A 21,198-nucleotide genomic window follows, 5' to 3' on the forward strand; every position below is an offset into this window, starting at 1 on the left:
ACTACGACGCGATCGCAGGAAAAACGATCACCGAGCCGTTCTTCTCCTGGACCATGTCGATCGTGACCTCCGACTGCCGTCCGGCAATCTGCACCGTCTGCCCAAGGTCGCGCAGTCGACGCGTCGTGTTCAGCAGTTTGTCCACCTCGCCGGAGGAGAACATGACGTCGCGGATTCCGTGCGAACGGTCGAGTTGCAGCGACGACAGGCGAAGCAGAACGCCGTCAAGGCGGCGGTCGATTGCTTCGATGTCATGTTGCTCCTTATGCAGCACCGCAGCGAAACGCTCGAACGGGTTCCCTTCCGACAGTTGCGCGTGCTCAACCGCTTGCAGCACGATGACTCTTCGTTTCATCGCGATAGCAAGCCGGGCAAGCTGAACGTGCACGTAGAACTCGCTGTCTGCAGTCTCTACACCCGGCATCGCCCTAACTAGTTTGTTCAGTTCGACCTTGTCGCTGTCAAACGTCTGCAGTGCTTTCTCCCACTTGGCGATTCGGGACGACGCTTTGGACACGGCGCTGTCGATCGCAAACACTGCCGAGTCAAGTCCCAGGGACACCCCTATTCGCCCCTCGTCCAGGACGATGGAGGTCGCCTTTTGGATAGCACCCCGGCATGCCTCCAGCGCGTGCTGTTCGGACTCCAGGTTGTCAGCAACAAGTTTCTCGAGTAGTTCAGTGATCCTCTCGAGGGTTTTCTGACGCTGCTGGTCAGCGTATGCGCTGACGCCAACGGCGACAGCCATCAGGACCAAGGGCGCCGCGACTGTCAGTGCCGCGGCACCGGCGCCGGCAGCAGCTGCCTTTCCTGCGGTCACAGGGACCATTGTTGCCTGCCCGACGATCCTTGATCCGTCGGTGAGCGCAGTGTGCACCCCATTGGCAGCGGTCGACGCCGCCATCGGTTTCACCATCCCACCCGCTACCTGCGCCGCGAACTTTGCGGGCACCTGCATTCGGTAGAGCGTTTCGCCGCCGTCCGTGACGACCTGCGGCGTGTTCTTAACGAGCTGTGAAAGCTGCTGCGCCAACGGACTCACACCGTGCAGGTGGATACCTTTCGACCGATCGAGCGACTCGGGCGCTGCATGGGCCTCCAGTGTCGTCAGGGGGGTCTCGCTTAACTCGGCAAGAGCTCGACGAAGGCCCGTAAGTCTTTCGGGAGTCACCGCTGCGTCGCTCAAGACGGCGGGGATGTCCGCCTCAGCCGTTGCCAGCGTCCACACCGGCACCTCTACGAGCTCCTTGGACATCGAACCTCCATCTGCGTGGTGACCAAACGAATGTAGCGGACAAGGCCGACACAATCGCAGTTCGTCTGAACGGAGGACAGAGCCTCCGCTCTGGGCCGACCCGCGCGACTAGGGTGCGGAGACTCGAGACCGGCAGTCGGCCGATCACCGTCGGCGAAATCGCGTTTGAAGATGCAAGTTCTCCTAGCGTGCGTCAGATACGCGCTTCTCTGCCTACCTACGCAAGCGAGCGTTTGGGCGTCTGCCCGGCCGCCACACTGCACACTGCCACTCGCCGAGCATGTAGCTCTTCGCAATGCGATCTGGAAGGACAGTTGAGTCTCGTTTCGCCTGGGCTACAGCGGGATATCGGCGATAGTCGCGCGAAGGAACTCAACAGCCGTGTTGCAAACTTCAGCAGTCGGGGGTCGGACTATATCGAATCTGGTAACTGAGGTTCCTACGACCGCGTCGCCGGATCGGACAAAGACTGAGCAACTTCCTTGGCCTTTCGACCCACGAATCACAGCCCTTCCCGCAACCACGATGTCGGGGAGCAAGTCAAAAGCGATGGAGATCCGGTCCTTGTGCCCCTGGAGGCCCAAGCCGGGCCGCACCAAATTGCCAACTGACTGACTGAGCGACGAAAGAGGGTCATCAAGGTAATACCATCGGCATCCACGCGCAGTCTGAAAGTCTGATAGTGCTGCGTCCTCAACTGAATCGGGATCTAGTCCGAACCGAGAAAGCGTAACGCTACTCACGTAGGTACACGGTTCATATGTAGTGCCATTGTTATTTATGCTCCAGCGATTCGGAAACTTGTTCTCGAACGGTAGAGCACGGCCCCGGTCGTCGGTTTGTCTGATTTCGGTGTTTAGTTCTACGGGCTCCGACATCGATGAGCTAGCGGCAACCTCGCCGGCTAGCGGAGTTCCAGAAACACCACATGATGTCAACATGTAAGCCGCGAGAGGGATTACAAACAAACAACTGGTCCGCGAAATTATGGCTCTACGTTTCAATATTCGTAGCGCTTTCAGTATCTGTAGATGAAATTCGCCACGAGGCATCTTTGCATTGGATAGCTAAACTGCGCACGGTCGCGAGATTATGATCGATTTGTTCGGATAGTCGCGCGAGCGCGCCCGATAATGCCTCGAAGAACATGTCGCCTTCGACGCAATCACCGAAATAGTTATACGAATCGATCTCTTTCAGGCTGTTGAACGCGCCGGCTAGATCGCGCGCGGCCTCGTTTGCTGCCGTCTCACGACGTTCCCAAGCTGCACGATCTGAACGCAGAACAGTGCCGGGCCCATGAGGACTCGTTGGCATGTACGGGGCGGGACTGGGCAGCAACGAGTCGTCTCCGAAGGGCGTACTCACAGGCTTCCTCCCCGTTACTGGTCGCGAGCATTGGTCTACCTCGACGAACACACTAGTACGACGTCCCTGGTCGCGACGTCAACCATCGGCCTTGTGAGTTGGCGGACGAACCTTCCCAAACCATCGATGAAACAACTGCAGAGTCAGCAGTTGGCTAATGTCCCCTGTGTACACCACCGCGAGAATCCAAGTTCCATGATCTAGCATCAACCGGCACGGTGATGACTGCGGGGGAGTCCGGTGATGACGACATATGTCGATGAGGTGCGGGCGTATTTGTCCGGTTTCGGTGATCCACCTCGGCTCTACGATGCCCTCCGCGATGCCAGCCTCGCCGTTCCGCTCGACCAAAACAGGCGCCTGTTCACGCTGGTCGAATCCGGTATCCCCTGGATGCTGGCGTTCACAACCCCTGAGCGTCTGCGTGACTTCGCCGAACTCACCGACCGAAACCTCGATGAGGTCCGCTACCTCGACGTTCCCGGTCACGCGCTGATCGACCGCGTCCTCGACCAAGCCCCCGAACCCACCGGCCTCGTCATCGACCCCGCGACACCGTCGACGATGACGTTTCCGCCGAGCCGCGAGCTGACGCCGCACTGCTACTACGACGACGAGGGCGAGGTAGTCCGATGACCGACAATCTGAAGGTCGACCCCGCCGACCTCACCAAGGCCAGCGCCGGCATCAACGGCGTGATCGACGGGCTCGCCGACACCGGCGTCGGGTCCGACTACAGCGCTGCGCTCGGTCGCGGGTACGGCGACCTCGACCTCGACGGCCGCACGATCGGTCACGCCGACCCGAAGAGCGGCCTCGAGGAGTACTGCGACCGCTGGGAATGGGGCGTTCGGGCGCTCGTCACCGGCGCGGCCGAGATCTCGAAAGGCCTCGGACTCGGGGCGAGTCACTACGAGCGTGAAGAGAAATGGGCGGGCGACCAGCTCAAGAACTTCACGATGGACCTGATCGGTGACCCGAGCCTTACGCCGGAGGACGTCAAAGACAAGTCGTGGGGCGAGTTGTGGGAGCACAACAAGAACGCCATCACCGACCCGCAGTGGGCCCTGACGCCCGAGGAGATGGCAGCGCATCGGCAGTTGGGCCAGGAACTCAGAGGAACACTGATCGAGGACCTCGAGACCATCGCCCGCCACCAGGTCGACCCGTCGACACTTGTCACCGACACGATCGACGGCTTCGAGCGTGACGGATTCACCGCGGACCCGCCGAGCAGCGCCGAGTCCGAGCCGGCTGACAAACCGGTCACCAAGTAGGTGGGCCTCTTCGACGCCCTCGAGGGCGGAAAGGAAGTGCTCGGGGGACTGGTCGACGGTGCTACCGAGATACTCGGCGGCGGTTTGCGCGCCGTCGGCCTCGACAGCATTGCGACCGGCGTCGAGGATTTCGGCGACGACGTCGCGAACTCGTTGGGCGCCATGCCCGACGAGAAGAACCTCGACCAGACCAAAGACCCCAAGGAACTGATCCTCGGCGACCCTCCCGGCATCACCGCTCTCGCCGAGAAGTTCACGGGCTTTGCCGGCAACTTCGTCGCGGCGGGTGAAGGTTTACGTGGGATCTCGGTCGGTGACTGGTCCGGCACCGGCGCAGTCGAGTTCCGCGATGCCACTGGACGCCAGGTCCCGCAGTGGTTCGCAGCCGGCGACGCCGCCTCCAAAGCGGCTGCAGCGCTCTCTGGTTGGGCCGGCGTCGTCACCTTCGCGCAGCGGAAGGCCGCCGAGGCCGTCCGCATCTGGGAAGAGGGCGAGCGCAAACGGGACGAGTGGGTCGCCAAGGCCAATGTCTACAACGACGAGCTCGACGACTACAAGAACGATCGTCGCGACACCCCGCCGACACATCCGGGGCCCGACCCGTGGCCCGGATACAAAGCCGAGGCGGAGCGAGTCCTGAAAGTCGGACGCGACCATCGCAACTCGTCGGCCCCGGGAGTCAAAGCCGACCTCAGCGGCGCCGCGAGCATGGCACCACCCATGCCGTCTGCGTTCGACCAGGCACGCATGACTGCCAGCGACGTCGGGACTGCCGGGCTCACCGGCTTCAACCACTTCGAAGCGGGCCTTATCGGGTCGGTCACCGAGGTTGTGAAGGGGCTCAACATGCTGAGCCCGCAGAACCCTTACAACATCGCGAACCCCCACCAGTACATGCGCAACTCGGCGACCATGGTCACCGGGATCGTGCACCAGGTCGCCCATCCCGACGAGTTCGTTCGAAACTTCGCCGGGTCCGGATGGTCGACGGATCCGTCCCAGGCGCTGGGCAACGTCATCGGCAATACGGTCATGATGATCGCGCCGGGACCCAAGGGCGGCAGCCTGATAACCGGGCTCGCGAAGTCAGGCCGCAACCTCCCGACGACGCCGCCGACTCCACATATCAGCCCGACGTCACATCGCCCAGACGCCCCGCCAGCGTCGCCGCACCCGACGCCCGCGCCGCACGGGTCGTCGCCGAACACGCCTGGTGCCAGTCCCAGTGCCGAGCTGCCGGGGCGGCACGGTCCCGACATCCCCGTCGATCACGACGCGCCTCCAGTTCCCAGGGCCGACGGTCCCGCCCCGGAGGCTCCGGCCGCCGAGCCCCCGTCACCGGCCAGCTCGCCGAATCCGGCTCCCACGCCCGATTCGTCTGCGCCACCGGCAGGAGCCGTCGACACTCCGCCCAGCGGGGGATCACCTGAATCGCCTGCACCACGCCCTGACGCTGCGTCCCCGGACCAGCCCGTCGCTGGCGGACCTGTCGACGGCTCCGGCCCACATGCCCCCAATCCCGACACTGCGGCCCCCGCGCCGAAACCCGAGCCCGCGCCGTCGCCTGTTGCGGACGGTCCGGGATCGCAGACGCCGGGACCCGCGGACAATCCATCTGGACCAAGAAACCTGGGCGACGACGACCCGCCCGGACCCAACCGCGGCGACACCACCACGCCCGCGGCCGCGGCCGGTGGCGACAACTCACCCGGCCATTCCACCCCAGGCCACAACGCCGTCGACCGCGACGACGCACCGAACCCAGCGCATCACGAACCGTCGCCGGCCAAACCCGACGAGCCCGTCGTCGACCGGACCCCGATACGGCATGACGAGCCGGCCGGCGGCCACCCGCCAAAAGCCGACGAAGCCGCGCCGACGACACCTCACGCGCGACCAGACACAGACGCGCCTGGTCCACGTCCGTCACCGACGTCGACGCACCCGGATGCGCCGACAACTCGACCCGACATCGTCGACACCCCGACACGCACGCCTGACCAGGCAGACACACCCGCAACCGGGCCCATCGCGCCGGTCGGCGCCCATCATCCAGTGTCGACGCCGCATGCCACACCGGATGCTGCGCAACCGAAGCCAGGCGCGACGCCGACCAGTCCCGGCGCTCCGAGCCGGGCAGATGCTCCAGCGGCCTCTCCGCGCACTCCCGACCACACCCCGGACCGCACACCTCCTGCGCGCACCACGCCAGAATCCACCACACCGCGCGACGTCGACCGTGGACGTCCGGTCCCGTCGAACACCCATCATGTGCCCGAACCAACCGTCCGGAACGCGCCGGAAACCACTCCCTCGCCCCGCAGCGGCCCCGACGATCGGCCGATCCCGCCGGCCGTGATTCCGGACCGCCCGTTCACACCGGAACGCCCCGCTGCGGCCAACCCACGGCCAGCGGGCCCGGACGCGCCGTCGTCCCCGCGCGACCCCGAACCGTCGAACCGACCCGACGGCGACAACCCCGACGGCACCAACTCCACCCCCGACAACGACACCGGCCAACCACACGACGCCGGGCATCCAGATCGCACCGACGCGGGCTCGACCGAACGCGCCGACACCAGCGAAGGCAACGAGTCGCCCGAACAGTGCCGCAGCAACGGCGAACCGGTCAATGTCGCGACGGGCGAGTACTTCCTCCCGCTGACCGACGTCGACCTCCCCGGATTTCTTCCGCTCCGTCTGACCCATCGACACCGATCCCGCTACCGGTGGGGACGTTGGCTCGGACCGACCACGCCGTCCACCTTCGACGCCCGTGCCATCGTCACCGACGATCTGGTGACCATCGTCGACGCTGACGGCACCATGACGAATTTCCCCAAGCCACAGGCAGACTCGGTGTCACGAAGTGTCAACGACACAGACTGGGAGCTACGGGCGACGGCCACGGACGGGTATCAACTGACCCACATCCGGACGCTCGTCAGCTGGTTCTTCATTCCGATCCCGGAACTGGACGGCGCTGATGTGCGAGCGGGGAGCATCGCGGTCTCAGCACTGACCGACCGGCACCGCAACCGGATCCGCTTCGTCTTCGACGAGCACGGAAGACCCTCCGCTGTCGAACATTCCGCCGGCTATCGCATCGACGTCCAGTGCGACGGCGCCCGGATCCTCGGATACCGCCTGGTCGCCGGGGTGGACGGCGTCCCCGTAGACGAGCAGCTGTGCACCTTCGCCTACCATCGCGGCCATCTCGCAGCGTCGACCAACGCCGTCGGCGCGACAACACGTTTCGGGTACGACGACGCCGGGCGAATGACCTGGTGGCGCGACTCGATCGGGATGGAGTACTGGAACCGGTACGACGACCTCGGCCGCGTCACCATCCAGTCCGGCATGAACGGAGTCTGGTCCGGGCGGTTCGACTACCAGCTCCGAACGGCAGGTCCCGGGTCGATGACGACCTACACCGATGCCGTCGGCGCGACGACGCTGTACGGCATCGACGCAGACAATCGAGTGCGGCAGGAGATCGATCCGCTGGGGCGGATCACCCGGACCGACTACAACGACAGTCGGCAACCGATGGTGCTCACCGGTCCGGATGGGCTTCCGACGCGGCTGCACTACAACGCCTTCGGCGATGTCGAACGGATCGTCGGCCCCGACGGCGCATTGACGGAGGTGAGTTACGCAGGCCCGGGACGCCCCGACAGAGTCGTCGAACCAGGTCCGATAACCACGCGTATCACGTACACCGACAACGGAAGTCCGCTGACAGTGACCGACAATGCCGGCGCGGTCACGTCATACACCTACGACGAACATGGTGCGCTGACCTCACACACGGATCCCGACGGTGTGATGGTTCGGTACCGCAACAACTCGGCCGGATTGCCGACTGAGATCACCGACATGCTCGGCAACATGACGCGGATCGCGTACGACGCGTTCGGACGGCCGGTCGAGGTCGTCGACGCCGAGGGCGCCATCACGGTCGTCGGGTACGACGCGATGGGGAATCGGACTAGTCTCGTCGCTCCCGATGGTGGACAGTCGCGTTGGGAGTACGACGGCGAAGGAAACTGCGTCGCTTACGTCGATCCGGTTGGCGCGTTTACTCGTTGGGAGTATGGCCACTACGACCTACCGATCGCCCGGGTCGACGCCGACGGATCGCGAACCACGTTCACCTACGACACCGCACGCAGGCTCGTCGAGGTCACCAACCCTGACAGTCTCGTGTGGAGCTATACCTACAGCGCGGACGGCTCGTTGCAGTCCGAGACCGACTTCAACGGCGCGACAACCACGTACGCCTACGACGCGGGCGGACGACTCGCCACGCGGACGAACGCTGCCGGGCAGGCCGTGGCGTTCGAGTACGACGCGGCTGGTCGTGTCGTCGCTGAACGGTGCTCCGACCCGCTCAACCCTGAGTTCGATGGCGAGGTCACCGGGTACAGCTACGACTCCGCAGGACGGCCCGAGAGTGTCGTCGGTGCGTTCGGGCGGTGGCACTCGACCTACACGGCAGCGGGAATGCCGCAGCTGAGCGGCGTGAACGACGGATCCACGGACTGGGTGATCGAGTCGGGGTGGACCGGCGCAGGTCGCTTGGCATGGGTGACGACGCCGACCGCGGTACACACGCGTTTCGGGTACGACCCGCGTGGCGTGCTCGACTTCATCTCGACCGCTGGCCGTACCTGCGACATCACCACCTCAGCCACGGGCCGCGAGCAGCGTCGACAATTCGAGGGCACGGCGATCGACTCGTCGTGGGATCCGGTCGGTCGGCTCATCGGTCGGTCGGTTGCGACGGTCTCTGCGAATCCGGCGACGCTGAACTTCGGGTCCGGCGATGCGGCTGGTGGGGGACCGGAACGCACTGTCGCACGAGCTGAGTACACGTACCGCCCTGATGGCATCCTGACAACTTCAACGACGACGCTTGCCGAACGCGGCCGGACTGACTACAGAGTCGACGTGCTCGGGCGGATAACTGCGGCAATCAGCCCAACCGGCTCGGAGCAACTGACCTACGACGCGACGGGCAACATCACCGGTTACGGGACCTCAGCGATCGCGTCTTCTGATGCGCAAGCCACCGGCCGACCTCCGTCCCCTGATGCGCGGGAAGCCAGCCAGCCTCCGCGCCCTGAGGTGCGAGGCGGCAGTCAGCCTCTGCCCCCTGAGGTGCGAGGCGCTAGCCAGCCGCCTCCGATCCCTGAGGTGCGAGGCGCTAGCCGAGCCTCGAAGGGCACCCGCTGGCGATACTCCGGCACGCTGCTCGTCGACGACGGCCGTACGTCGTACCGCTACGACCCCGCCGGTCGCCTCACCTCGATGAGTCGGAGGCGGCTGTCGCGGAAACCCGATGTTTTGCAATATGTCTGGGACGCTCACGATCGACTGCGCAGCGTGACCACTCCCGACGCTACGACGTGGACGTACACCTACGACCACTTGGGACGTCGACTCAGCAAAACCAACACAGCAACCGGGGCAGTCACCCGGTTCCACTGGCACGGCGAGCAGATGGTCGAGCAGACGGAGTCGACGCCTGCTGTCCCGGACGCGGACTCCAACGCTGGCCTCACGGCGACTACCTGGACGTTCGCGCCCTACGCGTACACGCCCTTAGCGCAAACTCGCAGCACCAAATCAATCACGGCGTCGGACACCATCGAGTTCGAGGACGGCGCACAGGACGGGGAGGTGAGTCTCAATCTGGGTGCACCTGCATCCGCGTCGCCCAGACCGCGAGAGTGGACCCAGGCCGAGGTCGACCGAGAGTTCTTCGCGATCGTGACTGATCAGATCGCGACACCGACTGCACTCGTTGACCCGCTAACTGGAGAGGTCGCAGGACACTCAGCGAGGACACTTTACGGCGAGAGCACGTGGGTTGGCTCGTCGACGCCGTGGGCGTTCCCGGGTCAGTACGCGGACCCCGAAAGCGGTCTCCACTACAACCGACACAGGTACTACCACCCAGGCTCGGGGCGCTACCTGAGTCCGGACCCGTTGGGACTGCGGCCCGCACCCAACCCTCATACATATCCGACGAACCCCACATTGGCGGCTGACCCGCGTGGTCTGGCCCCAACCAAGGGTTGCGGTGACTCCCGCTCCCGTGACGGCGACTCGCTGGAACGGGACGACAAACAGTCCCCCGAGCGGAGGCTATGGGAGATCACCAAGGACGGCACATCAGAGACGAGGTCCTGGGGCTCCAGAAAGTACTACCAGAGCAAATCGGACGGCCTCTGGTGGTCAAAGGATGATGCTGGTCACGGGAATTCGGTGTGGAAGGTGTACACAGAAGATAAGCGCGGACTGCATTGGTTCAGGGACGCCGACGAGTACGGAGATTTTATCGTGGGCAAACACAAAGGCGATGCCGGAGTCTACATACCCAGAAAGGACCTGCATTGATCACCTCACTCAGCGAGTATGAGTCACTCCTCAACAGCGACGACGTCGAAGATCGGCACCGTGTGGCTCGTGACTCGGCACCGGCGGAGGTGTGGCTCAAAATCATCTCAGAAATGCCCAAGTATCGGCCATACGTGGTTCAGAACAAGACTCTTCCGCTTGACGTTCTCCGGGTTCTTGCGCAGGACGTAGATCGCGACGTGCGTTTCACAGTTGCAATGCGACGGGCTGCGGCGAAGGACGAAACGATTGCCGACCTATTGGCCTCCGATTCCGACGCGGGCGTCCGAGCGGCGCTAGCGAAGAACCCTAAGCTCAGACAAACCGTGTTGCAGCGACTCGCAGGTGACGAGGATGATTGGGTCCGCGAGTGCGCTGAGAACTCTCTCGCACAACGGACGCAATCTTCTACTTGATGACTCGTAGTGGCGTTGGGACTGCAGGCGATCGCAAGCTGGTTTCGAGAACCTGGCGTCGCCGAAGTAGTGAAATGTCGGGGAGCGCCAGAACGCACAGACTGGCTAGGCCGGCATACTGCCGAAAAGTTTTGGGAGGAAAAGTGATTGGACAGTACGCCGACCAAGCCCGCCGGGCCTTGACGGAATACTTCGAAACCTACTCGACATCGACAGTAATCTACATCGAGCTGCCAGACCTTCCTCGTGGTAGGTCCCTCGATAGTTACTTCTCGCTCGACTCCGTTGAAGTGCGCGAGGGAACAGAGATCTATGCCGACCTCGGATATACGGCGTACTTCACGGTTAACCCAACCAGCGTGAAGCTGAGTGACGACCTATTCGCTCTTACGATTGAAGGGGGCGCCTTAGAATTCGGTACCTCTAGCATGCGGCGTTTCTATGAGCAAGGAACTATTCAGTTTTTTGTCATCCCCAATACGCCCATAACCGAGCGCGCACGTGAAAGCGGCGAAGCGAGATTACGAAGCTTGCTCGCAGAGCTTTCCGCGTGACCCTCTTGTCTCAGTACCGTTCCAAACACCAACCGGCGAGCCAGGTCTCAACGAACCTGCCTCGCCTGCCACACCCGTCACAGACCGCCTAGGAAGGAAGAGTTGTCCTGCTGGTCCCGCGAATGGCGAGCAGCGTGGCGGTACCGATCAGGCAGACACCGACGACCCAGTAGGCGGGTGACATGGCGTTCCCAGTCGATTCGACGACCTGGGCCGCCACGTACGGCGCGATCCCCGCCCGTGGCGATGGTGCCGATGTTGAACCCGAGCGAGACACCGGTGTAGCGGGTGGCCCGGGGGAACAGCTCGGAGAAGACGGGAACGCGGGCACCTGCACGACACCGTTGAGCGTCATGTAGACGAAGTAGATGAGTCCGACGACCACGATGCTGCCGGTCGAATCGAGGGTTTCGGCGGAGACTCGCTGGCGACAAAGGTCGATCGCGTCCGCGACGCCGCAGCGCGGATATCCACAGTGCTGCAATCCGTTCCGCGGTAGCGGCTCGTCGGAGCACGCGTCCGGCCCCGAACACGTCTGCAGCGCTGCCTCCGACCGACAAATGCAGACGATCCCACCGACAGAGTAGGTGGGATCGTCGTTGCAGCAGGGTCAGGCGTCAATCACGGATGAACCCCACGCTTGTTGAGCCACGCCTGCGGATCGATCTTGGTGCCGTTGGCGTCCCAGACCTCGTAGTGGAGGTGCGGGCCGGTGGACTGGCCGCGGTTGCCGACGGTCGCGATTCTTTCACCGGCGCGGACCTTCTGGCCGGGACGGACGAAGCTCTGGTCGACGTGACCGAAGACGCCGACGGTGCCGTCGTCCTGCTTCACCCGGACCCACTGGCCGAAGCCGGACGCGGGGCCGGACTCGAGGACGACACCATCGGTCACGGCGTAGATGGGGGTTCCGACCTTGTTGGCGATGTCGACTCCGTTGTGGTGGGTTCCCCATCGCGGGCCGTAGCCGGAGGTCACGGTGCCGCTGACGGGCTTCACAGCCGTCTTGATGCCAGGGATGCCGGGGTTACCGGGGGTGAACACCGACGGCGGCAGGACGTCGCGAGCCAAGTCGTCGATCTCGGGCGGCAGGACCAGACCGGCCGGGAGCTTCACGTTGTCGGGCAACGCGATCTTCGGCGCAGGCGGGGGAGCGGGCTGGGCCGACGCCTGCGCTGCGGTACCGGCCGTCAGGCTGATAGCACCGACGAACGCGGCGAAGGCGCCGGTCCGCACAGCCGTGCGGGTGGTCGAGCGCGAGGCGGCGCGATGACGCCCGGGCCCCGACGCGCGCGGCGTCGAGTCGAGCAGGGCGCGGGTGGCGGGGCGCGTCGTGGTCTGGGCGTTCAGGCGGTGATGAGGCACAGCGTTGTCCATCTCGGGTTGGGTAACGGTTCGGTATCGGCAAGGACACGGCGAGGTTACCCACGCGGACATAAGCAGACCCTGAGAGTGCTCGCTCATCGTCCACAGAATCGCAGTTCACACGCCCAGAGAGATCTGGGTCACACCCGCCGATCTCCGCCGTGGCACCGTGGAACCATGCCCGATCCCGAACACACCCCCGACGGCCACCACATCATCGTCAACGGCCGGAAGTGGCGGGCGACGGATCCGCTGATCCCGGACGAGCGCCGGGCCGAACTGCAGTCGATCCTCATGGCGTGGCGTCGAGACGTGAAACGGACAAAGGGCGCACCTGAGTCGCGCCATGGCGTCCAGGCCGCGAAGGTCGCGCTCGGGGAGCGCGGGACCCCATGGTGGGAGCAGACAAACGACGAGCGTCGGCAGAGGTGGGAGGCCGTCGTCCCGCGACCCGAAGCAGAGGGTTGACCACCTCGCCACTACGTAAGAGCCGTCAGGAGCCTAGCGGCTGGCACGCCGACCCTGCTGGCGAGCCCAACCTCGGAGATCGCCCTCCAATTCTCGCGGCCCTTTGTCGAGTGCCATTCCAGGCAAGATCACCTAGAGGGCCCGCGTCTCTCCATTGACATGCAAGTGGCGACTTGCCTATTGTCAGGTGTGGCCGATGTGTTCCATGCACTCGATGACTCGACGAGGCGGGCAATCCTCGACGAGCTGGTCGAGCGCGACGGCCAGACGTTGTTCGAGATCTGCGGTCGTCTCACATCGCGGCGTGGGCTGAACCTGAGCCGGCAGGCGATCTCGCAGCATCTGGGCGTCCTGGAGTCCGCCGGACTCGTTCACACCGAGAAACGTGGACGCTCCAAATTCCACTACTTCGACCCCGCACCAATCGGCGAGATCACCGACCGATGGCCCACCCCTCGAAAGGTCCTCCCATGAGGCTCACACTGATGTCCATCTTCGTCGACGACCAGCGCAAGGCGCACGAGTTCTACACCCAGATCCTGGGATTCACTACGCGACACGACATCCCGATGGGGGAGAACACGTGGTGGTTGACGGTCGTCTCGCCGCAAGATCCGGAGGGCATGGAGCTCCTGCTCGAACCGTCCGGCCACCCCGCGGTCAAGCCCTACCGCGATGCGCTCATCGAAGATGGAATCCCGTTGGCGCAGTTCGCCGTCGACGATGTTCAGGCCGAATACGAGAGGCTTCTCGGCCTCGGTGTCGAGTTCACCCAGGAACCCACCGACATCGGACCTGCGGTTGTCGCGGTCTTCGACGACACGTGCGGCAACCTCATCCAGATCGCTGCAACGAAAGACGGTGCCCCGCAGTGACTACTGCTGAGTAGCCAGCGGCGGTGCCGTGTCGACCGGCGCAACAGGCGGTTGAGCCTGCCCGGCCGGCGCTTCGAGCGGAGGTATCTCGACCACGCGGTATGGCAACTTCAGCTGTGACTTCTCAACCACAGCGGTCCACGCGCCGATGTTCGTTGCCTTCTTCTTTCGGGACCCGACGTTGTCGTTCCACCGAGTCAACGCAGGAGCGGCGATGTACAGCGGGGCGGCACGATCGTTCGCTTTCGCCTCGAGCAATCGCGACTGACCTTTATGCCGAATGGTCGACCCGCGCATGCGGAGCGGCCCGAACGCGATTTTGAACACGTTGACGATGCCGTACATGGCGTTCATAGACTTGTTCGTGGTGTATCTCGCATCAGCGGGGTCGATGGGGTAGCGGATCTTGGTGAATCGGTCGTACGAGAACTGCAAGCCGGCGAGCGTTGCCTCGCGCACCATCCAGGACAGGCTCAGTTCTGAGGGTTCGGTGATCGCCAAACCCCCGCCGATGTCTGAGTGGACGCCCTCGAACCACACCTGCTTCACATCGATCTCTCCCCGGTCCTCGTCCTTGATCTCCCAGACGCAAGGGTCGAACGTCAGCCGGCGTTCGTCGATGGCGAGTGCCTGCCGTGCGACTCCGACGTTCCTGCCCAGGTTCACATCGTGGAACTTGTGCTTCACCCGAGTGATGCCGGGAACGCCGAGCGCGCCGACGGTGTCGAAGACGCCGATGAACTTGACCGGCACCCGGGTACCCGGGGTGGATGCCGGTCGGTTCTCTGGCTTCATCCGGTAGTACCGCAGGACCGTTTCGAACAGATTCTCCGTCGGGTTCTCGGCAAGTTCGCGCGGCGTGACCAGGCCGACGTGCCAGATCATCCCGGCGAGACTCCGGGCGGTGTACGCACCGCGACTGAAGCCGAAGACGAAGATCTCGTCGCCGGGCTCGTAGTTGAGAGCGAGAAAGCGGTAGGCATCGATCAGGTTGGCATCGAGACCCCGACCGAAAGCCCCGCCGATGACACGGTCGGACCAGCCCGACCCGGTACCGACGCCGTTGACGTAGTGGACCAGCTGCACCGCGCCGCCGTCGGCATCGGTGGTGACGGCTCGGGCGATCTTCTCGACATTCGAAATTCTCGGGTCTTTCGACGACTTCCACGTGCCGTCACAACAGACCACCAGACGCTTCTTCATTTTTCCGACCCTCCACAGGCTCGCGCGCGGCCCACCCGGGTCACACGGTAACCCCTTTTCGCGGCTTGATGCGACGGGTGTCGGTCGTACGGTTTACTGCGGTCATGAGGTTGATGGACGTAACCACGCGCCGATTGACAATCATCTGTGCCGCCGTGTTCGGTGCCCTACTGATCGCGGGACTCGGTCCCGGCCCGGCGACGGCCGCGCCGCCGACAGCCGGCCTCGATCCAGTTCTGGCGACGGCCTACCAGCAAGCGTCGAACTCTGCTCGCGCGCAGGGGGTTCCGCTGTGGATCACTTCCGGGAAGCGAACACACGCCGAGCAGCGCCAGATGTGGCGGGACGCGATCGCGACCTACGGCAGCCCGGCAGCCGCACGACGCTGGGTCCTGCCGCCCGAGCAATCGCCGCACGTGCGCGGCAAGGCCATCGACGTCGGCCCACGAGAAGGCGCCGCCTGGCTCGAACGCACGGGTCACCGCTGGGGCCTGTGTCGAACCTTCGCCAACGAGTGGTGGCACTTCGAGATCGCCACCGTCCCCGGGCTGCCGTGTCCCGCGATGTGGCCCGACGCGGCGGCCCGTGCCGACCGGCTGGGGTGACCCTTCGTGAATGGGGAGGGGTACCGACGGAGAGAACTTCGGGGGAGATGTCGAATGGCGGGCGGCACGGTCGTCATCACTGCACACGGACCGATGAGCGGCCCGCTGGACGAGAGGTCAGATCATGCACTACTCGCTTCTGCTGCACTACCCGGAGATGGACGCCGCAACCCTCGGTGAGGAAGCCCTCGCCCAAGGCCAGGCGGCCTTCTCCGCCTACACCCGCGCGCTTCAGGACGCCGGCGTGCTGGTGAGCGCCGAAGTCCTGCAGCCCTCGGAGGTCACCACGACGCTGCGCAAGGTCGACGGCCGACTCGTCGTGCAGGACGGTCCGTTCGCCGACACCAAAGAGCAGCTCGGCGGAACCGTCGTCATCGACGTCGCCGACCTCGACGCCGCCATCGAGTGGGCAGGTCAGGCACCGCCGATCGAATGGGGAGTGGTCGAGATCAGGCCGGGCGCGACCTACACCGTCGAAGGATCGTGGACCCCCAACGCGTGACCGGACGAGAAGCGCACACCGCAGCCGAACACGCTGCCCGCGAATCGTATTCGCGACTGGTGGCGCTTCTCGCCGCATCCTCCGGTGACCTCGCTCTCGCGGAGGATGCGCTGGGCACCGCCTTCGAACGGGCACTCGTCACCTGGCCGGCGGACGGGGTACCGGCGAATCCGGAGGGCTGGCTGCTCACCGTCGCGCGCAATCAGCAGCGTGACGCCTGGAAGTCGGCAGCGCACCGCACGTCGACGGTCCTCGACGACACCATCTCTCATGGAGCGACCGCCGTGACCCCGTTCGACGACGTCGACCTCGACGCCATCCCCGACAAGCGGCTCGAGTTGCTGTTCACCTGTGCTCATCCGGCCATCGACGCTGCCGCCCGCACCCCGCTGATGCTGCAGTCGGTGCTCAACTTCGAGGCCGCGGACATCGCGGACGCCTTCGCGGTCGCACCGTCGACGATGTCGCAGCGTCTCGTGCGCGCGAAGCGTCGGATCCGCGACGCGCGGATCCCGTTCGTCGTTCCCGATCGGGAGGCCATGCCGGAACGGCTGCCCGCCGTTCTCGAAGCCGTCTACGGGTGTTTCGCAATCGCGTGGAACGATGCGGACGGCGCCGATCCCGACACCGTCGAATCGATGGCGGGGGAGTCGCTCTACCTGGCCGTCACGCTCGCCTCGCTGCTCGACGAGCCGGAGGCCTGGGGTCTCGCCGCGCTGATCGCGCTGTCGCTGTCACGAGCGCCGGCGCGAACCGGTCCGTTCGTCCCGCTCGAACAGCAAGATCCCGCGACCTGGGACGCGGCACTCATCCGTGACGGCGAAGCGATGCTCCGACGGGCGTCGTCGTTCGGCCGCCCGCACGGTCGGTTCCAACTCGAGGCGGCGATGCAGTCCGTGCACGCCGACCGCGCTCGCACCGGTGCGGTCGACTGGGCCTCGCTGGAGTCGTTGTCGGCGGCACTCGTCGCGATTGCGCCGACTCTCGGTGCGCGCACCGCTCACGCGGCGATCGTCGGACGGGCGAGTTCGCCGCAGGACGGACTCGCACTCCTCGAGCGTCTGGACGGCGAGCCGGGAGTCGCCGACTTCGGACCGTTCCATGCCGCGCAAGCGGATCTGCTCGTTCGGGCCGGTTCGTACGATGCGGCGCGAAGGCACTATGAGCAGGCGGAAGCGCTCACCCGCGACAAGCGCGCGAGCGAATATCTTCGACGGTGTGCACGTGACGCCGGATTGCCGTGAGTCGCGAACTTCGTTGACTGGGTAGGCGTTTCCGTCGACTGGGTAGGCCTTTCCGTCGACTGGGTGGGCATTTCCGTCGACTGGGTAGGCCTTCACGTCGACTGGGCGTCGACCTGCGTCGACTGTGCACATCCGACCCACCCCGCCGCCACCCGATCCGCACAGGGCCGTCGCGTCGCAGCAATTGCGCCCAGGCACTGAGTTGCGTCCAAGCGAAACGCGAAATGGATGTGACTGGAGTTCGCCCCATGGACAAACGCACAGTCAACGCAATCTGACGCACAGTCGACGAATACGTCCACCACCCGAACCGCGGGAATGCCTGAATCTGGCAACGCCGACGACCTAATGTGTGACACGAGACACAACAGTGCCGGACCCTCGCCGAGGGCGTTCACTACGGGTCGAGTCCGCTCGACGAATGGGAGGCAGTCATGACTGCAAGTGCCGAGGTCGCCAGCAACCTGACCACCGAGCCGTATCGCTCGCGACGCAATCACTGGAACAACCAGGTTCGCCGGCACGCGATGATGACCCCGGACAATACCGCGATCACCTACCTCGACACCAACACGACCTGGAAAGAGCTCGACGATCGGTCACGCGCCTTCGGTGCGGCACTCCATCGGCGGGGTGTCCGGTTCGGTGATCGTGTCCTGATGGCCCTGCTCAATCGCACCGAGTACATCGAGGCGATTCTCGGGGCCACGCTGATCGGTGCCATCCCGGTACCGGTGAACATCCGGATGAGTCCGGCCGAGGTCGCCTACCTGGTCACCGACAGCGGAGCCAAAGTCGTCGTCACCGAGACCCTGCTCGCGCCGGTCGCCGACGCGGTCGCCGGGTCGACCGGGCAGATCGACACCATCATCGTTGTCGGCGGCAGCGACAACGACGCCCATCTCGACTTCGAGACCCTTCTCGCCGAGGACGCGTCGGACCTGCCGGAGGTCGACGTACCCGAGGACACCGTGGCGGTCATCATGTACACCTCGGGAACCACGGGAAAACCCAAGGGCGCCATGCTCACCCATCAGAACATCCAGGCGCAGGCGGTGACGACGATCGCCACCACCAACGGCCAATCCGACGATGTCGCCTCGATCGTGCCGCCGCTCTTCCACATCGCCGGGATCGGCGGGTTCGCACCGATCTTCTACCGCGGCGTGCGCGCGGTCCTGCATCCGCTCGGCGCGTTCGACCCCGACACCATGCTCGACACACTCGAACGCGAGAATGTCACGTCGATCTTCATGGTGCCGGCCCAGTGGCAGGCGGTGTGCGCCGCACAGAAGGCGCGGCCGCGCAACCTCAAGCTGCGCACCATGAGCTGGGGCGCGGCACCGGCGTCGGACACCATCCTCAACGCGATGAACGAGTCCTTCCCCGACGCCGCGAACATGACCGCGTTCGGACAGACCGAGATGTCGCCGGTGACCACGATCCTCGAGGGCAACGATGCGCTGCGCAAGCTGGGTTCCATCGGCAAGGTCGTCCCGGCCGTCACCGCGCGCATCGTCGATCCACTGATGAACGACGTCAAACCCGGCGAAGTGGGGGAGATCGTCTACCGCGGACCCAACATGATGATCGGCTACTGGAACAAGCCCGAAGCGACCGCAGAAGCCTTCCGCGGCGGCTGGTTCCACTCGGGCGACCTGGTGCGCCAGGACGAGGAGGGCTTCCTCTATGTCGTCGACCGCGCGAAGGACATGATCATCTCCGGTGGGGAGAACATCTACTGCGCCGAGGTCGAGAACGTCCTCTACGGACACCCCAGTGTCAGCGAGGCCGCGATCATCGGCCGGGCAGACGAGAAGTGGGGCGAGGTGCCGGTAGCAGTGGTGGTGCTGGCCGAGGGCGTCGAGGATCTCACCCTGGCCGAGCTCGAACCGCATCTGAACGAGAACCTCGCCCGGTTCAAGCATCCGAAGGATCTGGTGATCATCGACGAACTCCCGCGCAACGCCGGTGGCAAGGTCGTCAAACCACGGCTACGGGAGGCCTACGGCAGCAAGGACGCCGGGCTGGCCGACTGAACGGTCTTCGGCCCGGCGGTGTGAGCGACCCGGGCCCGGTGAATCGACTGGGCCCGGGAGCGAGTCACTCGGGGTCGGCGAAGCGCGCTTCGCGTCGCGACATCCCGGCGTGTACCGCTTCCATCTGATTGGGTGACCCCATCAGGCCGACCTGGAGTCGGCTCTCCAGCATCAGCGCTCCCGCCGGGTCCGTGCCCGCCCACGACTCGTCGTAGAGCCGCTTGGCGGCGCGGACAGCGTGCGGCGACTTCGACGCGATCTCGTGCGCGAGGTCGAGTGCAGCGGTGAGCGGATCGTCGACGACGCGAGTGACCAGGCCGAGCCGATGGGCCTCGGTGCCGTCGATGATCCGGCCGGTGAACGTGAGTTCCTTTGCCACATCCGCGGACACGAGTCGCGGCAACGTCTGGGTGATGCCCATGTCGGGCACCAGACCCCACTTGACCTCCATGATGGACAGCCGCGCGTCGGGGGTCGAGTACCGGATGTCGGCGCCCAGCGCGATCTGCAGGCCACCGCCGAAGCAGTTGCCGGTGATGGCGGCGATCACCGGCGCCGGGATCCGGCCCCAGTCCAGCGACACTCGCTGCGCGTGGTTGCCGAGCACGCCCGGTTCGCGTTCCAGGAGCGAGTTCACGCTGCCGCCCTGACCCAGACTCGACACGTCCAGTCCGGAGCAGAAGCTCTTGCCCGAACCGTGGACCACGACGGCGCGGACGCGCTTGTCCTCGGCCAGGGTGCCGGTCACCTCGATGAGGGCGTCGAACATCGCCGGGTCGAGAGCGTTGTGCTTGTCGGCCCGGTTGAGGGTCGCGGTGGCGACCCCCGCGTCGTCGATGTCCACGACGATCCGCTGCTCGGTCATCTGTCTACGTCCGATCTGTGGTGGGGTGCTTGATCTCTCGGAGCTGGCGGCCGCGGCGCCGGTAGCGCCAGATGAAGTAGCCGACGCCGACCGCGAGAACCGCGCCGATGATCACGCCCCACGCGGTTGCGGCACGGAAACCGGGCGCCTCGACGTCGAAGATGCGCTCACCGGCATGGGCGCCGTTCCCGCCACCGGCGACCACGGTGAGGGTGAGCAGATTGGGGACCGCGACGATCACGCCGAGAACAGCGAACATGATCGTCGGGACGTTCTTCATCCGTCCGCGGTAGACGAAGGACAGCGTGAAGAACAGCACCGGCACAAAGGTGCAGACGATCCCGAGGACCAGGCCGGTGCCGATGCCGCGACTGAACGAACCCTCGACACGCTGTCCGATCTGACCGGCCCACCAGCGGGGCAGGAATGCCTCGAGAATGAAATAGGTGACCACGAGCAGCGCAGCGATGACGAGTCCGATCACCACCTTCTTGACGACGGCGTTCGCGCGTTCGCCCGCGGTCGGCTTGACCGGCGTCGCGTCTGTCGTCGGGTCGGTCGCCGGCGCCGTACCGGGCTCGCTCCCGACGGGATACGAGGCGGACGAAGGAGTGGTTCCCGGTGGCGACCCGGCGGGCGGCACCGCTCCCGGCGGGTACGCACCTGACGACGGCTGTCCCGGTCCACCCGGCGTCGGGGGATGTCCGGATGGATTCGCCGAGAACGGTTCGTTGCTCATGGGCCGAGTCTATGCGCG

19 protein-coding genes and 1 pseudogene are annotated in these 21,198 nt (G+C 65.0%); 12 read left to right on the forward strand and 8 right to left on the reverse strand.

The annotated features are described in order from the left end of the window. Nucleotide 1 precedes the first annotated feature (1 nt). The 3 genes from KTR9_RS13565 to KTR9_RS27315 all read right to left on the reverse strand — a co-directional run bounded on the left by KTR9_RS13565 (nt 2) and on the right by KTR9_RS27315 (nt 2,623). Nucleotides 2-1,255, reverse strand: a complete 1,254-nt coding sequence (locus KTR9_RS13565) for a hypothetical protein (protein WP_014926823.1) — start codon at nt 1,253-1,255, stop codon at nt 2-4. Between the two features lie 335 nt (nt 1,256-1,590). After that, nucleotides 1,591-2,307: a DUF3558 family protein gene (locus KTR9_RS26930; RefSeq protein WP_014926824.1), complete on the reverse strand. Its 717-nt coding sequence runs from the start codon at nt 2,305-2,307 to the stop codon at nt 1,591-1,593. Next, nucleotides 2,249-2,623 (reverse strand): hypothetical protein, encoded by a 375-nt coding sequence (locus KTR9_RS27315; RefSeq protein ID WP_148281191.1) that lies wholly within the window; start codon nt 2,621-2,623, stop codon nt 2,249-2,251. The genes KTR9_RS26930 and KTR9_RS27315 overlap by 59 nt, the downstream gene beginning before the upstream one ends. Before the next feature lie 243 nt (nt 2,624-2,866). On the opposite strand from KTR9_RS27315, the gene KTR9_RS13570 reads away from it, so the two are divergent. From KTR9_RS13570 to KTR9_RS13590, 5 genes are all read left to right on the forward strand, one after another. Then, the gene (locus tag KTR9_RS13570; RefSeq protein WP_044506693.1) at nt 2,867-3,259 is read left to right on the forward strand and encodes an SseB family protein; all 393 of its coding nucleotides are present in this window, start codon (nt 2,867-2,869) and stop codon (nt 3,257-3,259) included. Further along, nucleotides 3,256-3,900 carry a hypothetical protein gene (locus tag KTR9_RS13575; protein ID WP_014926826.1) on the forward strand — a complete coding sequence of 215 codons (645 nt, stop codon included), beginning with the start codon at nt 3,256-3,258 and terminating at the stop codon, nt 3,898-3,900. The genes KTR9_RS13570 and KTR9_RS13575 overlap by 4 nt, the downstream gene beginning before the upstream one ends. Continuing rightward, nucleotides 3,901-10,305 (forward strand): putative T7SS-secreted protein, encoded by a 6,405-nt coding sequence (locus tag KTR9_RS13580; RefSeq protein WP_238553861.1) that lies wholly within the window; start codon nt 3,901-3,903, stop codon nt 10,303-10,305. Next, entirely contained in the window at nt 10,302-10,721 is a 420-nt protein-coding gene (locus KTR9_RS13585) for a HEAT repeat domain-containing protein (RefSeq protein ID WP_014926828.1), read from the forward strand. Before KTR9_RS13580 ends, KTR9_RS13585 begins: the two co-directional genes overlap by 4 nt. Before the next feature lie 143 nt (nt 10,722-10,864). Continuing rightward, on the forward strand, nt 10,865-11,275 hold the full coding sequence (locus KTR9_RS13590; protein WP_044506696.1) for a hypothetical protein: 411 nt from the start codon (nt 10,865-10,867) through the stop codon (nt 11,273-11,275). A gap of 88 nt (nt 11,276-11,363) precedes the next feature. Here the strand turns inward: KTR9_RS13590 and KTR9_RS27945 are convergent. Next, a pseudogene (locus tag KTR9_RS27945) lies at nt 11,364-11,681 on the reverse strand (MFS transporter); the annotation flags it as partial. Nucleotides 11,682-11,896: 215 nt separating this feature from the next. Then, nucleotides 11,897-12,652, reverse strand: coding sequence for a M23 family metallopeptidase (locus KTR9_RS13595; RefSeq protein WP_044506697.1), 756 nt, complete (start codon nt 12,650-12,652; stop codon nt 11,897-11,899). 165 nt (nt 12,653-12,817) lie between these two features. Between KTR9_RS13595 and KTR9_RS13600 the strand changes: the two genes are divergently transcribed. The 3 genes from KTR9_RS13600 (at nt 12,818) to KTR9_RS13610 (ending at nt 13,983) form a co-directional block, all read left to right on the forward strand. Next, nucleotides 12,818-13,108 carry a hypothetical protein gene (locus tag KTR9_RS13600; RefSeq protein WP_014926831.1) on the forward strand — a complete coding sequence of 97 codons (291 nt, stop codon included), beginning with the start codon at nt 12,818-12,820 and terminating at the stop codon, nt 13,106-13,108. Nucleotides 13,109-13,297: 189 nt separating this feature from the next. Then, nucleotides 13,298-13,582: an ArsR/SmtB family transcription factor gene (locus KTR9_RS13605; RefSeq protein ID WP_014926832.1), complete on the forward strand. Its 285-nt coding sequence runs from the start codon at nt 13,298-13,300 to the stop codon at nt 13,580-13,582. After that, nucleotides 13,579-13,983 carry a VOC family protein gene (locus KTR9_RS13610; protein ID WP_014926833.1) on the forward strand — a complete coding sequence of 135 codons (405 nt, stop codon included), beginning with the start codon at nt 13,579-13,581 and terminating at the stop codon, nt 13,981-13,983. Before KTR9_RS13605 ends, KTR9_RS13610 begins: the two co-directional genes overlap by 4 nt. On the opposite strand, the gene KTR9_RS13615 is transcribed toward KTR9_RS13610, so the two are convergent. Further along, a complete protein-coding gene (locus KTR9_RS13615; RefSeq protein WP_014926834.1) occupies nt 13,984-15,186 on the reverse strand; it encodes a DUF2235 domain-containing protein in 1,203 nt (400 codons plus the stop codon). Nucleotides 15,187-15,299: 113 nt separating this feature from the next. On the opposite strand from KTR9_RS13615, the gene KTR9_RS13620 reads away from it, so the two are divergent. The 4 genes from KTR9_RS13620 to fadD5 all read left to right on the forward strand — a co-directional run bounded on the left by KTR9_RS13620 (nt 15,300) and on the right by fadD5 (nt 19,576). Further along, nucleotides 15,300-15,791 carry a M15 family metallopeptidase gene (locus tag KTR9_RS13620; RefSeq protein ID WP_014926835.1) on the forward strand — a complete coding sequence of 164 codons (492 nt, stop codon included), beginning with the start codon at nt 15,300-15,302 and terminating at the stop codon, nt 15,789-15,791. A gap of 124 nt (nt 15,792-15,915) precedes the next feature. Next, nucleotides 15,916-16,293 (forward strand): YciI family protein, encoded by a 378-nt coding sequence (locus KTR9_RS13625; protein WP_014926836.1) that lies wholly within the window; start codon nt 15,916-15,918, stop codon nt 16,291-16,293. Beyond that, nucleotides 16,290-17,537 (forward strand): RNA polymerase sigma factor, encoded by a 1,248-nt coding sequence (locus KTR9_RS13630; RefSeq protein ID WP_014926837.1) that lies wholly within the window; start codon nt 16,290-16,292, stop codon nt 17,535-17,537. Before KTR9_RS13625 ends, KTR9_RS13630 begins: the two co-directional genes overlap by 4 nt. Nucleotides 17,538-17,971: 434 nt before the next feature. Then, on the forward strand, nt 17,972-19,576 hold the full coding sequence (gene fadD5 / locus KTR9_RS13635; RefSeq protein WP_014926838.1) for a fatty-acid--CoA ligase FadD5: 1,605 nt from the start codon (nt 17,972-17,974) through the stop codon (nt 19,574-19,576). Nucleotides 19,577-19,640: 64 nt separating this feature from the next. Here fadD5 and KTR9_RS13640 read toward each other — a convergent pair whose 3' ends face one another. Both KTR9_RS13640 and KTR9_RS13645 read right to left on the reverse strand, forming a co-directional pair. Next, a complete protein-coding gene (locus KTR9_RS13640) occupies nt 19,641-20,441 on the reverse strand; it encodes a crotonase/enoyl-CoA hydratase family protein (RefSeq protein WP_014926839.1) in 801 nt (266 codons plus the stop codon). Between the two features lie 4 nt (nt 20,442-20,445). Beyond that, on the reverse strand, nt 20,446-21,180 hold the full coding sequence (locus KTR9_RS13645; RefSeq protein ID WP_014926840.1) for a hypothetical protein: 735 nt from the start codon (nt 21,178-21,180) through the stop codon (nt 20,446-20,448). Between the last annotated feature and the right edge of the window lie 18 nt (nt 21,181-21,198).

Source organism: Gordonia sp. KTR9 (genome assembly GCF_000143885.2).
Classification (GTDB): Bacteria; Actinomycetota; Actinomycetes; order Mycobacteriales; family Mycobacteriaceae; genus Gordonia.

Coding starts and splice junctions, on each gene's coding strand:
- KTR9_RS13565 (WP_014926823.1), bottom strand. CDS start 1,255: ATGTCCAAGGAGCTCGTAGAGGTGCCGGTGTGGACGCTGGCAACGGCT.
- KTR9_RS26930 (WP_014926824.1), bottom strand. CDS start 2,307: ATGCCTCGTGGCGAATTTCATCTACAGATACTGAAAGCGCTACGAATA.
- KTR9_RS13570 (WP_044506693.1), top strand. CDS start 2,867: ATGACGACATATGTCGATGAGGTGCGGGCGTATTTGTCCGGTTTCGGT.
- KTR9_RS13575 (WP_014926826.1), top strand. CDS start 3,256: ATGACCGACAATCTGAAGGTCGACCCCGCCGACCTCACCAAGGCCAGC.
- KTR9_RS13595 (WP_044506697.1), bottom strand. CDS start 12,652: ATGGACAACGCTGTGCCTCATCACCGCCTGAACGCCCAGACCACGACG.
- KTR9_RS13600 (WP_014926831.1), top strand. CDS start 12,818: ATGCCCGATCCCGAACACACCCCCGACGGCCACCACATCATCGTCAAC.
- KTR9_RS13610 (WP_014926833.1), top strand. CDS start 13,579: ATGAGGCTCACACTGATGTCCATCTTCGTCGACGACCAGCGCAAGGCG.
- KTR9_RS13615 (WP_014926834.1), bottom strand. CDS start 15,186: ATGAAGAAGCGTCTGGTGGTCTGTTGTGACGGCACGTGGAAGTCGTCG.
- KTR9_RS13620 (WP_014926835.1), top strand. CDS start 15,300: ATGGACGTAACCACGCGCCGATTGACAATCATCTGTGCCGCCGTGTTC.
- KTR9_RS13625 (WP_014926836.1), top strand. CDS start 15,916: ATGCACTACTCGCTTCTGCTGCACTACCCGGAGATGGACGCCGCAACC.
- fadD5 (WP_014926838.1), top strand. CDS start 17,972: ATGACTGCAAGTGCCGAGGTCGCCAGCAACCTGACCACCGAGCCGTAT.
- KTR9_RS13640 (WP_014926839.1), bottom strand. CDS start 20,441: ATGACCGAGCAGCGGATCGTCGTGGACATCGACGACGCGGGGGTCGCC.
- KTR9_RS13645 (WP_014926840.1), bottom strand. CDS start 21,180: ATGAGCAACGAACCGTTCTCGGCGAATCCATCCGGACATCCCCCGACG.